This window comes from Calothrix sp. NIES-3974 (assembly GCF_002368395.1).
In the GTDB taxonomy this organism is placed as follows: Bacteria; Cyanobacteriota; Cyanobacteriia; order Cyanobacteriales; family Nostocaceae; genus NIES-3974.
This window is the reverse complement of sequence record NZ_AP018254.1, coordinates 594,631-608,007: the sequence shown is the minus strand read 5'-3', so window position 1 is coordinate 608,007 and position 13,377 is coordinate 594,631. Positions and strand designations below refer to the sequence as shown.

At 41.7% G+C, this 13,377-nt stretch carries 13 protein-coding genes; 12 read left to right on the top strand and 1 reads right to left on the bottom strand.

Annotation, left to right across the window (positions count from 1 at the left end; translation table 11 throughout):
• The first annotated feature begins 217 nt into the window (after nt 1–217).
• The 5 genes from CDC37_RS02275 to CDC37_RS02255 all read left to right on the top strand — a co-directional run bounded on the left by CDC37_RS02275 (nt 218) and on the right by CDC37_RS02255 (nt 5,178).
• Nucleotides 218–823 carry a DUF3038 domain-containing protein gene (locus tag CDC37_RS02275; protein WP_096620299.1) on the top strand — a complete coding sequence of 202 codons (606 nt, stop codon included), beginning with the start codon at nt 218–220 and terminating at the stop codon, nt 821–823.
• Nucleotides 824–941: 118 nt separating this feature from the next.
• Complete coding sequence (locus CDC37_RS02270) at nt 942–2,555, top strand: DUF4335 domain-containing protein (RefSeq protein WP_096620298.1); 1,614 nt, start codon at nt 942–944, stop codon at nt 2,553–2,555.
• Between the two features lie 415 nt (nt 2,556–2,970).
• Nucleotides 2,971–3,549: a Uma2 family endonuclease gene (locus CDC37_RS02265; RefSeq protein ID WP_096620297.1), complete on the top strand. Its 579-nt coding sequence runs from the start codon at nt 2,971–2,973 to the stop codon at nt 3,547–3,549.
• A 76-nt stretch (nt 3,550–3,625) separates the two neighbouring features.
• Nucleotides 3,626–4,210, top strand: a complete 585-nt coding sequence (locus CDC37_RS02260; protein ID WP_096620296.1) for a Uma2 family endonuclease — start codon at nt 3,626–3,628, stop codon at nt 4,208–4,210.
• A 467-nt stretch (nt 4,211–4,677) separates the two neighbouring features.
• The gene (locus CDC37_RS02255; RefSeq protein WP_096620295.1) at nt 4,678–5,178 is read left to right on the top strand and encodes a peptidoglycan-binding domain-containing protein; all 501 of its coding nucleotides are present in this window, start codon (nt 4,678–4,680) and stop codon (nt 5,176–5,178) included.
• Between the two features lie 303 nt (nt 5,179–5,481).
• On the opposite strand, the gene CDC37_RS02250 is transcribed toward CDC37_RS02255, so the two are convergent.
• Nucleotides 5,482–5,967, bottom strand: coding sequence for a hypothetical protein (locus CDC37_RS02250; RefSeq protein WP_096620294.1), 486 nt, complete (start codon nt 5,965–5,967; stop codon nt 5,482–5,484).
• A 293-nt stretch (nt 5,968–6,260) separates the two neighbouring features.
• Between CDC37_RS02250 and CDC37_RS02245 the strand changes: the two genes are divergently transcribed.
• From CDC37_RS02245 to CDC37_RS24650, 7 genes are all read left to right on the top strand, one after another.
• Nucleotides 6,261–7,598, top strand: coding sequence for an ATP-binding protein (locus CDC37_RS02245; protein WP_096620293.1), 1,338 nt, complete (start codon nt 6,261–6,263; stop codon nt 7,596–7,598).
• Between the two features lie 857 nt (nt 7,599–8,455).
• On the top strand, nt 8,456–9,046 hold the full coding sequence (locus CDC37_RS02240) for a DUF4255 domain-containing protein (protein WP_096620292.1): 591 nt from the start codon (nt 8,456–8,458) through the stop codon (nt 9,044–9,046).
• On the top strand, nt 9,047–10,255 hold the full coding sequence (locus CDC37_RS02235; RefSeq protein WP_231943195.1) for a hypothetical protein: 1,209 nt from the start codon (nt 9,047–9,049) through the stop codon (nt 10,253–10,255). It begins immediately after the preceding gene.
• Nucleotides 10,256–10,283: 28 nt separating this feature from the next.
• Nucleotides 10,284–11,720, top strand: coding sequence for a phage tail sheath family protein (locus tag CDC37_RS02230; protein WP_096620291.1), 1,437 nt, complete (start codon nt 10,284–10,286; stop codon nt 11,718–11,720).
• Between the two features lie 438 nt (nt 11,721–12,158).
• Nucleotides 12,159–12,596, top strand: a complete 438-nt coding sequence (locus CDC37_RS02225; protein WP_197707036.1) for a phage tail protein — start codon at nt 12,159–12,161, stop codon at nt 12,594–12,596.
• A 100-nt stretch (nt 12,597–12,696) separates the two neighbouring features.
• On the top strand, nt 12,697–13,173 hold the full coding sequence (locus tag CDC37_RS02220; protein ID WP_096620290.1) for a phage tail protein: 477 nt from the start codon (nt 12,697–12,699) through the stop codon (nt 13,171–13,173).
• Nucleotides 13,174–13,199: 26 nt separating this feature from the next.
• The gene (locus tag CDC37_RS24650) at nt 13,200–13,376 is read left to right on the top strand and encodes a DUF5908 family protein (RefSeq protein WP_172892744.1); all 177 of its coding nucleotides are present in this window, start codon (nt 13,200–13,202) and stop codon (nt 13,374–13,376) included.
• Nucleotide 13,377 lies beyond the last annotated feature (1 nt).

Here is a 13,377-nt window from a genome sequence, read left to right as displayed (position 1 = left end):
GTATCCGGGCTATATACTCTAGACTAGAATAAATAGTTCTGCTGTTAACATAGACAAAGTAAGCCATCGTGAATCCAATAGTCAAACCAAAGTAAATTACCTAGAATCAAACACCAGTGGGCATCTGAACCAATTACGATGGGGAAACCAAATCAGCTTGTCAAAAGTCTGGTTTCAAAATGGGTAACAGCAACAGCCCCTACCAGCCCGATAGCCTATGCTAAAAGTTATGCACCCTGCCGCGAACTCACCCACCCCGACATCTCAGTGGGAGGATCTAACTCAAATAACTACCCCCGGTGTAGTTGAATGGACAAATATTAAAACCCAGCTCGATTTAATTTTATTGGCGCTGGAGGCTTTAACTGGCATTGGTTCGGAAGCCATGCTAGCTGCGGCGATTGATCTTGGTTTAGAGTCAAAAGTTCCCGACCGTGTGGCTTTGTGGCGGTTACGCCAATCAAATCCGATGCGCAAGGGACAGGGAGGGCGAAAGAAACTGGATGTCGAAGAAGCGCGATCGCTTGTTTTGATTACCTGTCATCTAGCCAAACAAAACCAGGAATTAATTCGACGTGCGGTGAGTTTACTTGAACAAGTAGCAGAAAGCGATCGCGAACCCCATCAAACCGAATTACTGGGAGATTACATCGATGAGTTTTGTAATACCTATCAAGAAAGGATGGAGGAGGAAGTCCCCACTGCAATCGACTCACTGACCAATTTGGCATTGAAGTTGTTGATCGATCTGCTATTTTATAGCGGTCCGGGCGGACATCGTCGTCTTTGGCTCGCATTAATTGACCGCTCAACTAATTTTTAGATTTTGGGTTTGTGTTGCATCCAGATTCATAATCTATCGCTTTTAGACAGAACTTCCTCACAAACAAGTAGTACGTCTTACCAAATCCAAAATCCACCCATTTTAATGCAATTCTGCCATGCCTCGATCAAATCCTGTTATCCGTCGCTACACACCACCCACATGCACCCTAGAAGTGCTTGCGGAAAATTCGCCACTCTCGAAGTGGATGAATAAATCGGTACTTAAGCAAGTCAGATTTGAATTACGGCTCCTAGAACCCCAAACTACGGCTTCTCTTCCAGACAAACCCCATGTCAACGAAGATGGATCAGTCATCATTCGCGGCGATCGCGATCAGCTGGAAGCTCTGAGTACAGCCGTCCGCGATTATGTGCAACGTTTTATACAAACTCCTCCCGATAGCTTTTGGGATATCTACGGAAATAAAAGTTCATCAGAAAAGACAATTCAAGATTCCCCTGGACAGGCTGAATCCAAAACAGTGCAGCAAAAGTTACCACCAACTGCTGTCTTAAATAATCAGTATTTACAAAATCCTGGTTCACAAATCCATTTACAACCCAGTAATTATCTCAGCCACAATTTGTTTTTGGGAAATTTGTCATCCTCCCAACCCCATCCCAGTGTGAAACTGAGTTTATTACAATTATTTGACCTGGCTTCAGCTTTGGATCAATATAGTAGTGATGTGGTGAGTTTACCCGTCCTCAACGAGCAATCCAGTAAAGGTTGGCGAATTCCCAATTGGGCACCTGTTGCGGCTGTATTGGCTGTGAGTGTGGGTTTAACCCCTTTAACTATCAATTACGTTAATAATACCCGTAGACAACAAACTGCGAATCAAGTCCAAAATGACCCAGCCGATCAACAAATAGCCCTGAAAGCCGACCCGGAACCAACTATTCCCCCAACTCCCACCACACCATTACCGACCCTAGAGGGATTACCAAGCGTACCTCCTCCCGGTGCAACTGTAAATGTTCCCAGTGCAGTGAATACACCCACACCCCAAGTATCACCTAATGCTAGTATTCCTACCCCTGGAACCACACCAAATACAGTTGATCCAAACCAATTAGTTTTTCCCACAAATGCACCGGGAGTCGGGGGAAATATAAATATACCGAATACAGTCCCCGCACCTCCAACAATTGCCAGCGCTCAACTACCAAACACTAGCACCACAAGACAAAGTTCGTCATCCACAGCACAAAAATACACACCACCTACTCCTGGTAGTTTACCACCGGAGATTGCCAACTTACCGAGGGTCAAAGAAGCTCCACCAACTACGGGAACTACATCTGTGGCTGGAAAACAACCTGCAAATTCACCAATACCGAATGATACCGTAGATACCTCCGAATTAATTCGCCGGATTCGCGAAGGTAAACCTGTTGCCACAGCCGAAAACACAGCTATCCGCAATAGTGATAGTACCCTATTTGACACACCCCAAATTGCCGAAGCGCGGCAATTTTTGAGCAAACGTTGGCAAGTACCAGCTGGTTTAAAACAAAGTTTGGAGTACAGTTTAACTGTAGGTGTGGATGGGACAATCGAGCGGATTTTACCTTTAGGAAGTGCAGCTCGCACCTATGTGGATCGCACAGGAATTCCTTTGATTGGTGAAAAGTTTGTTTCCCCTAATCGCAATGGCCAATCAGTTCGGATTCGAGTGGTGTTTCGTCCGAATGGGAAGGTGGAGACTTTCCCGGATAACGATTAGTTTTTTTAGTGATAATACCGCGATTTTCTACAGAAATCGCGGTAAACTACTTTTTGAAAAAAGCAATTGTACCGGATTGATCACAAATTCCTAGACTTTTTAGGGATTTGGGAGTAGTGCGAAAATCAACCTTTAGCGATCGCTTGTTCAAAATGCAGGGTTCTGTGTTGAGAGAAACGACAGGAGAGGGTTCAACAGGCAGTTATTTTGGATGAAAATGGGATAATTTTTCCTTGGGAATTTCCAGATTTGCAAATTCCTATCCAGCAAATACTACCACCTGGGAAATAAATTATCCTCGTGTATCATCAAAATATATCAGGACTTATGCCAAGAAGATTTGTCCGCAGCGTCAGTCCTAACATCTAATCAAATCCAAATTCTGCGATCGCCCAGCAGTTGACCATATCCAGCTATGCAAACCCGTGAAACTACCTTTAACCTTCGTTTGTGGACTGTCGATGAATACCATCGCATGGCTGCTAGTGGTATCCTAGATGAGGATGAGAGGGTGGAACTACTAGAAGGTAAAATTATTTGGATGAGTGCGAAAGGTACCGCTCATAGCTCTGCTGTCGCAAGAAGTTATAAACTATTTGCCAGATTATGTGATAGTTTTGCTTGGGTAATTAGTCAAGATCCAATTACTTTAAATCACTATTCAGAACCGGAACCAGATATTTCAGTGGTCAAAATTGACCCCCTTGACTACGCTGACCACCATCCAAGACCAGAGGAAATTTATCTCATTATTGAAGTTGCTGATAGTAGTCTAAAATTTGACCAGGAAATCAAAAGTAAATCCTATGCTCAAGCGAGAATTCGGGATTACTGGGTTTTAGATGTGGTTAATCGGCAATTATATGTGTTGAGAGAACCGACAGACGAGGGTTATCAACAAGAATTTATTCTGGATGAAAATGGGATAATTTCTCCTTTGGAATTTCCAGATTTACAAATTCCCGTTCCACAGATGTTACCACCAATTAAATAAACTACCCTCCTATATCATCAAGACATAACATCAAACCCAAATAATGCGATCGCCCAGCAGTTGACCATATCCAGCTATGCAAACCCGTGAAACTACCTTTAACCTGCGTCTGTGGACTGTCGATGAATACCATCGCATGGCTGCTAGTGGTATCCTAGACGAAGATGAAAGGGTGGAACTGCTAGAAGGTAAAATTATTTGGATGAGTGCGAAAGGTACAGCTCATCGTTCTGCTGTAGTCAGAACAGATTATTTCCTCAAGGATGCTTTGAGAAACCGAGCATGGTTATCTTCTCAAGAACCAATTACTTTAAATCAATATTCGGAACCAGAACCAGATATTTCAGTGGTCAAAATTGACCCCCTTGACTACGCTGACCACCATCCAAGACCAAAGGAAATTTATCTCATTATTGAAATTGAAGTAGCTGATAGTAGTTTAAAATTTGACCGGGAAATCAAAAGTAAATCCTACGCTCAAGCGGGAATTCGGGATTACTGGGTTTTAGATGTGGTTAATCGGCAATTATATGTGTTGAGAGAACCGACAGACGAGGGTTATCAACAAGAATTTATTTTGGATGAAAATGGGATAATTTCCCCTTTAGAATTTCCAGATTTACAAATTCCCGTTCCACAGATGTTACCACCAATTAAATAAATTATCTTTCTATATTATCAAAATATAACATCATGGGAAATTTTTCCGAATTGTTTATGTAGACGCGATATAGCCTCTTTCATCGGAGCTGAACGCTAACGCGTCTCTACATCCACAATTCATCTGTCACATTCTTGTTTCAAATTGGTATTTAGGTAGGTACAATTAAACATAAAACCACAATGTAACCAATCATTCGGCGTAGAGACGACCCGTCGGGTCGTCTCTACGCCCTGTTCTTAACGACAATTTTCACCACCTACCTAAATTATTGCAAATTTTCCGAAAATTATATCTAAAGCAATTAAAAACAGAAATTCATTATTTTCAAATACGAATTTCCACTAAAAAGGGATGTAACAAATTTTATTTTCTTTAGGTTATTTTAATAGATTCACGTAGAACCATGTGTTTGAATTTAACTTAAATCAGTAAATTTTGTAAAATACAATACTCAGGAGAAGTTTATGACTGTATTAGTAAATCCTCTTCCCTTGAAGGAAGGTTCTAGGGGTGATGCAGTATATAGAATTCAAGAGATGTTAGGGGTCTTAAAATTATACACTGGACAGATAGATGGACATTTTGGTTCAAGAACTAAAGAAGCGGTGTTGACATATCAAGCGGGAAAAAACTTGACAAGAGATGGAATTGTGGGTCAAAATACTGTGATCGCATTAGATAATGATGCTTGGGCTGCACAACAACCCGTAATCAGGGAAGGTTCCAGGGGAGAAGCAGTCAGAGGATTTCAAGAAATGTACAGTAATTACTTGGGTTCATTGACCATTGACGGTGTATTTGGTCCGAAAACCAAAGATGCAGTTATGAATTTTCAGCGATCGCGCGGCTTAACACCAGATGGAGTCGTCGGTTCCAAAACCTGGTCTGAGTTGCGCTCCTACTCTACCCACGACATTCCCACGGATCAACGTATAAGTTTTATTTTTGAACCGCAAGGTTGTTAGGGACATTTTCCCGGATTTCTCACTAGCTAAGTTATAAGTCTTGAGTGACGGATTAATTTTCCTTCTACTCCCGATTTACTACTCCCTGTAAGTTTTAGGAATTTGCTCCAAATGCAGGATTGTGAGAGGAATGTCCACACAGCTATACTTTACACGGTCAATAAATAAGCTTTCTTGTTTAGATGGTTAATGTTTGAAGAAACTTAGCAATGCTACATTTCTACTCTGTCAACAAACCGAGAGAATACCAGCCTGTAAGATATAGCTTTCCTCCTCTACATGTCTGCAAGCACAAAGTGTAGGCTAATTAGTGGCAGTAGTTTCTTGTGATAATTCTATGGATGGCGATTCCTCTGATGGTGAGTCAAATTTGATTTCCCATCCCAAATACTCTTTAATAAAAGAGGCAGCCCATGCATATACCCGCTCCAATGGTCGTGCAAGGAATCTGAACAATGCAGAAGTCAATTCTTCCAGATTCGGTTGTTTTATTTCTAGCCAATTTCGTAAACTTTGACCACTCTGGAAAGCAATACCCCATACCCAAATTACTAAAGCGACGACTAAAGCCAATAGAAATAAAATCACTGCGATCGCTTGTTTGAAAATCTGCCAAGTTTTATTACCTGCTTGTTGATAAACGATTGCGGTATCCTTGTCTGAGAGGGTAGCCCACAGTTGCATTGCTCCTTGAATCGGATTGTATTCTGTGGGTTGGGTATTGTCCCTTTTGTACAGGACTGGAAGATTTGGGGATTCCGTACTCTTTGTCACCAAAGTTTCTTGCATAGTTTTTGAATCCATTTGTTTAGATTTATTATAGAATCCCCAATCGGCAGGAAATAAAATTGATACATTAGTTAATCAGTTAAAAACTTCACCTTTTTCCTTGTAAGTAGTAGTGCAAAATTAATTTTACACTTCGAGACGCTGAAATCTTTGGGATTACTACTCTTCGAGAAGGCTTCGCCAAGGTTTCTTGCTGCGGACATTATATATATTTATGTATATTTATATATATTATTTTGCATCAGCACTTATTCAGAGATTTTTATTCGGAGATTTGCAATCCCAAACCAATAATGCTATCAAATATCCATACCTTGGAAACGGGGCTAAACTATTTGGCGGAGGTGATTCAATGGCGAATGGATGGGGAATTTCATGGCAACGGGAAGTCCCACAGCCAGCTACCAAATCCACCAGCAGATTGGCTAACAACCGAGAGTCCCCTCACCCGCTATATTCGTAAGTATCAATTAGACAATGCCGCCCTGTTAACTTTACTGATTGCCCTAGCTCCCCACCTGCAACCAGATTTTTTCGACCGCCTGATTATGGCTCAGTTACCGCAAGCTGGTGACTATCCCCAAATCGGTGGTTGGCGTGGTAAATCCCATCGGGGATTTTTACCCACGGGGGAAACGGTAATATTTATTCTCAGTAATCATGACTTGGGTCAACGTCTATTACTTCAGCAAATTTTCAGTCAGGAACATCCCTTTGCTCGCGATCGCGTCCTGTATTTGGAACCACCTGGTGATGGCGAACCTGTGATGAGTGGGAAATTGGTGATGACCCAGGATTATATTGACTTATTTACCCAAGGACACTTTTCCCGCCCCCATTTTAGTCTGGATTTCCCTGCTCAACACATCACCACGGAGATGGAGTGGGAGGATTTAGTCCTTAATTCCCAGACTTTACAACAAATTCGTGACTTGGAAGCCTGGATTACCCACGGTGCAACTATTCTCTACGACTGGGGAATGAAAAGAAAGTTAAAATTGGGATACCGTGCCCTTTTTTATGGTCCTCCTGGTACTGGTAAAACCTTGACAGCTAGTCTTTTGGGTAAATATACAGGTAAAGATGTTTACAAAGTAGACCTGTCGATGGTGGTATCAAAGTTTATTGGGGAGACGGAAAAAAATCTGGCAAATCTGTTTGCAAGGGCAGAAAGTAAGGATTGGATTTTGTTTTTTGATGAGGCTGATGCTTTATTTGGTAAGCGCACAAATGTTCGAGATGCCCATGATAAGTACGCGAATCAGGAGGTAAGTTATCTGTTGCAGAGGGTGGAAAATTATGATGGATTGGTGATTCTGTCTTCCAATTTCAAAAGCAACATTGATGAAGCTTTTCTGCGAAGATTTCAATCATTGATCCAATTTCCCATCCCCAACCCCAAAGAGCGATCGCAGCTTTGGCAAATGGCTTTTCCTCCCCAGGTCGAACTGACTCCGGAGGTGGATTTAGGTTATCTTGCTAGTACTTACGAGCTGACGGGTTCGGAAATTATGAATGTGGTGCAGCATTGCTGTTTGCAAGTATTACAAAGTGGTCATGCAGTGATTAACCAAGAACAGATAATTAAGGCTATTAAACGAGAATTTAGCAAATCCGGTAAGATTTTATAACTCTCAATCAACACAGGTGATAGTGGTGGATGTACAGAAAATGAAAATATTTATTACATTCAGTCCCATCAAAACAAAAAAAGTCTATTGTTTTTAAGTAGGCAGCACATAACAACACTGAAGATTTTACCTATTCCTCCGGGGTGTTTTCGCTTATACTCGTTAATTTCAAGCTGTTCCTGTCAATTTTCCCACTTCTGTGCTGCAATCATTCCCCTGTTCACAGTTGGAATTTCCGTTTATCAGACCTTTAGTAACTAGCTTCTAATCGTCTGTCAATTTGATTTTGATGAATGTGTACTGAACTTGTCGAAGTACGGTAATGGGGGTCATTTTACCCGTGTCTGAGTTCAAAATGAAATGATGATATATCCATCATTTGATTTTGCTGTAAGTTTAAGTTGGCGTGCATAATTATCACTTGTTTGCTTGTAGTTGGGCAAAGAGCGCTCTAGGCGCAACCGCAAGCTAAATAAAGAGACTTTTCTTTACATAGTACTCTTCAATCTAAGAAAGAAGATGCTGCGCATTTATGGTTATTTCTCGCCAACTTACTTATTTTGTTCATATTGACAGGTCACTAGTAAATGTAAACCATTTAAGTGATTGCTGTCTAAATGGATTGCGGAAGTTGGGTTAATCAGGCAATCGCCATCAGAAAAATCTCATTTCTTGATTGTGAATTAGTTAAGTTCAACGGGGAAACCTGAGCAAAATATGAGTCTCCTCATCAATTGTTGATGTTTCCCTGAGTCGCCTACATGTACTACTAAAACCAGAATATATGAAAGTAGTTTTTCCCTATTCCCTATTTACAAGTCAGATAATTCTGTAACATCCGGAAATCTCCAACTTTCATGATTATTGATGCAATGCGGCTAATACAGCTTGCTTTACAGCGTTATATTCGAGAGGTTGAGCCACAGCTTGAACCAGCTCAGATTGTCATCATTGATAATATTGCCACAGCCCAAGAACTAGGTGGTACTAATAACCAACTAAATGGACATGTAGTGATGAGTCTGGTTAATCTTCAGGAGGAGACTACACTCAAGAATGGTTCTAATTATCGTTTAGAAAATGGTCGTGCAGTTTACCAAAATCCCCCCGTTCACCTGAACTTATTTATTCTCTTTACCGTTCTCCACAACCAGCACGAAACAGCTTTGCAACTCCTATCACGAGTGATTGAATTTTTCCAATTCCAGAGGGAATTTTCACCACTGACAACACCCACCGGTTCAGGGATGTCACAAAATGTCCGAGTTATTTTAGATTTGTATTCTTTGACCTTTGAACAACTGAACCATCTTTGGGGGACTTTGGGGGGTAAACAGATTCCTTTTGTTATGTATCGCGCTCGTCTAGTTAGCTTAGAGGTGCAAAAACGGCAAGCAGAATCACCTGTAATTAGTGAAATGAATTTGAATGAGTCAGGTCGGGGCTAGATGATGAAGATTTTATATAAACAAATTCTGAATTTGCAACTCTGGCATGATTATTACTTGGGTCAACCCGATCCATCAACCTTACCAGGAGTAAATTATGAAATATCATCGATATTAACTCTGGTTCCGACTGCGCATTGTCAACGGGTGCTGAAAAATCTGCGCTGGATTTTTCGTCCCCAACCCTGGGGAGCAAGTATTTTTGCTGATGTGGAGAAAATAAATTCTGCTAGTTCCCATCCTGATTATCAAACCCAGATACCAGTAGATCGTCCGCAACGATTAACATTTTGGTTAGTAGTGCGCGATCGCTATTTTAGTAATTACACAAATTTATCCCTGAGTACACCTGGTCAGCAAATTTATTATTTTTCCAATTTATCGGCGAATCAAGGTCATGCTTTATTTCTGAGCCAACCCTTACCAGTTTACGCTCCCCGCACAAGCTATCAGCTGGGACAATTGGTAACCCATGATGGTAAAACCCTAGAGGGATTACGGAATCATACATCAGTTGATGATATTCCTGATACTCGTGATTGGGATAGTTTTCCCGGTAGTCAGTATGTTTCCTCCCTAGATAGACTAGCAAAACAGGTATTATTGAAAATACATACCTTGAGTCGAGCAGACCCCGGTGAGACCTTTCACTTCACCTTGGTAGATGCAAACCAACTGGAAACCTGGAAACAAAAGGTGACAGTACCGGAGAATCATATTTCCGGAAATGCGATCGCTGTGAACCTGAATTTTTCTGGTCAACTCCCTGGTTGCTATCAACTACATCTAAACAATACTCCTGTGGAAAAATTTATCCTTTATGACCCGATGACCAGGAGTGATGCATTTGCCTTAGTAGAAATTATTCTCAATCAGAATTTAGTTCCACCGGCTTTTTCCCTATTGCAATACCAGGAAGGAAAAACCCGAATTCGTCCCCAAACCTACGTAATTCGCTTTAAAAACCGGGCTACCCATTGGCGATATCGCTACGAACAACCCCACGGATTCAACCAAGATGAGCTACCTGATTTTCAATTACAAGATGATAAAACCTACTTTAGTCAGCGTCCCCAAGGACTGCGACGACGACCCCAGCGTCTACTGAGCGACGGCAAAGGCCAACCTTTACCAGCACCAGGAGTGACACTGATTAAACCAGAAACCAAAGAAAATGCGATCGCCATTTTTTCCGATATCCACTTGTAACTAATCACTGATTACTAAGTATCCAAATATGCCAAGTACCTACAAAACTCCAGGGGTTTATATTGAGGAAATCACCAAATTTCCCCCCTCCGTTGCTCAGGTTGAAACCGCGATTCCAGCCTTCATTGGCTACACTCAAATGGCTAAGTACGGTGTCGAAGACTTTCACGCCGATCCTGCTAATCCCATACTGCGACCAATACGGATCACTTCGTTGCTGGAATACGAATTATTTTTTGGTAAAGCCAACAGTGAAACGACTATCCAAGTTTTAATCGAGGACACGAATAAAAATGGCAACCTAGTTGAACGAAAGGTAAATGCTCGTATTGGTACTCCCAGTCCCAATAACTTGTATTACGCAATGCAGGCTTTCTTCGATAATGGTGGTGGACCTTGCTACATTGTCTCCGTTGGTCCAATGAACGGTACTATTGATGTTAACGCCCTGCGAAACGGTTTGGCGGAAGTTGCCAAGGAAGATGAAGTGACTCTGCTGGTTTTTCCCGAAAGTCAAATTCTAAGTGATGCAGACTACGCGAGCTTAATGACTGCTGCTTTAGATCAATGTGATAAATTACAGGATCGGTTTACAGTCATGGATCTCAAACTTTTGGCTCCACCCCAAACCATCCTGGATGCAGCAAACGCTTTTCGGGATTTAAGCCTACCTTTAGAGAAGCTAAAATACAGCGCCATTTACACCCCTAATGTTGAAACCATCTTCAACTATCTGTATAACGAGGATCAAGTTAGTATCTTTCGCCGTGTGGATGGGGGGGATGAAACGGAAGAAGGAAAGATGAATGCTTTCAACCCTGTGTTAACACCTGGTGCAGACGGTACTCAATATGCTTTGATCAAGGCAGCCATTGATCAAATGCCCCTAGTTCTACCCCCTTCGCCATTAGTGGTGGGTCAATATGCAAGTACCGATAATACCCGTGGTGTGTGGAAAGCCCCAGCTAACGTCGCTCTTGCTTCAGTAATCAAACCAACCCTGAAAATTACCAACGACCAGCAGGATCAACTAAATGTTCATCCTACAGGTAAATCAATCAATGCGATTCGTGCTTTTACCGGTAAAGGAACCTTAATTTGGGGTTCCCGTACCCTCGCTGGTAACGATAACGAATGGCGGTATGTTCCGGTACGAAGATTTTTCAATATGGCGGAAGAATCGATCAAGAAAGCCACGGAAGGGTTTGTGTTTGAACCGAATGACGCTAATACCTGGGTGAAGGTGAAGGCGATGATCGAGAATTTTCTTACCTTGCAATGGCGAGCTGGTGCATTAGCTGGAGCGAAACCAGAGCAAGCGTTTTATGTGAAAGTGGGGTTAAATGAAACGATGACGGCACTGGATATTCTCGAAGGTCGGATGATTATCGAAATTGGTATGGCTGTGGTACGTCCGGCTGAGTTTATTATCCTCAAGTTCTCCCACAAGATGCAGGAAAGCTAATGGAAGTAAGGGGGTAAAACCTCTGTTTTGCGTGGGGTGTGAAGTTGGGTTGGAGAGTTTCACGACAAAAAATAAATTTTATTTGGGATGCTCTCGGTAATTTAATGACCTCACCCTAAGACTCTCAGAGGATGTATTAAAAGTCGATTTTAATACTTAACAAGCTCGTTTTTTGGGAGTAGAGACGACCCGTCAGGTCGTCTGTACAGGCAGAAGAGAATCGGGAGAGACACGACATGTCTCGTCTGTACAGTTTCTAACGACAAATATACAGTTTGAGCCTATTTACTCTCTTCAATAAGTGGTTGATGAAGTATTTATTGACGCTTTCCAAACATCCTCTCAGAAGGGAAGATAATGCTCAAAATCTGGATTCATACTCCAATTGAGAATCCAAAATCTCAAATCTAAAATTCAAAATCCAAAATCCAAAATCCTATGACTGACATTAACTATCCATTACCGAAGTTTCATTTCCAAGTGGACTGGGGTGGTAAACGTATCGGCTTTACTGAAGTTTCGGGACTGAATGTGGAAACTCAGGCAATTGAGTACCGGGAAGGAAACATGCCTCAGTATAACAAGTTACAAATGCCAGGAATGCAGAAGTATGGTCCAATTACAATGAAAAGGGGGACGGTGAAGGGAGATAATGAGTTTTTTACTTGGTGGAATACGGTGGCATTGAATACTATTGAACGGCGGGATTTAACGATTAGTCTTCTGAATGAGAAGCATGAGCCAGTGGTGGTTTGGAAGGTGAATCGGGCTTGGCCAACAAAGGCTACTTCTACCGACTTGAAAAGTGATGGGAATGAGGTAGCAATTGAGACGATTGAAATTGTGCATGAAGGATTAACAATTGAAAACGGTTAAGTAGAGACGCGATGTATCCTGTCTCTACAAGCAAAATTCATCTGTTGCATTTATTGCCAGAACAGTTTAGAAGTCTGTTTTGCCGAAGTTGAGGAGAGCGATGGTATATACTTATCCTCCTGTTAGTTTCTTTTTTGACGTGATATTTCTGAGTGAAAGCCTGGATAAGCAAAATGTCGAAACCCGTTTTCAAAGTGTTACTGGTTTGAGTGTAGATATGCAAACGGAATCCCTTAAGGAGGGAGGGGAAAATCGGTTTGAGCATACCTTACCAGTACGCAGTAAATATAGCCCGTTGGTACTGAAGCGAGGCTTAGTAAAAAATTCCCAGATGGTGAATTGGTGTATGGATGCCATTGTCAAATTTGATATCCGTCCGATGAATTTGCTGGTAAGGCTGTTACATGTGCAAGGTGCTGCGAAAAATTCTGCTGCCAATATCGAACCACTCGTTACTTGGAATGTGATTAATGCTTGGCCGAAGAAATGGTCAGTTTCAGATTTTAATGCCGAACAAAATGCGATCGCCATTGAATCTCTGGAGTTGAATTACAGCTATTTCGAGAGGCAAAAATAGCCCTTAAGCAATTGGAGAATTATATTATGCCACTGGAAATCAGAGAGTTGGTGATCAAAGCCTCCATTAATGATGGGGGACAGGGGCAAAACACAAATCAAAGCCAAGCAGCAAATAATACAGAAAATCAGAATCACGCTGATATTATTGCTGCCTGTGTAGAACAGGTATTAGCCATCCTCAAGGAACAATCGGAGCGCTAAT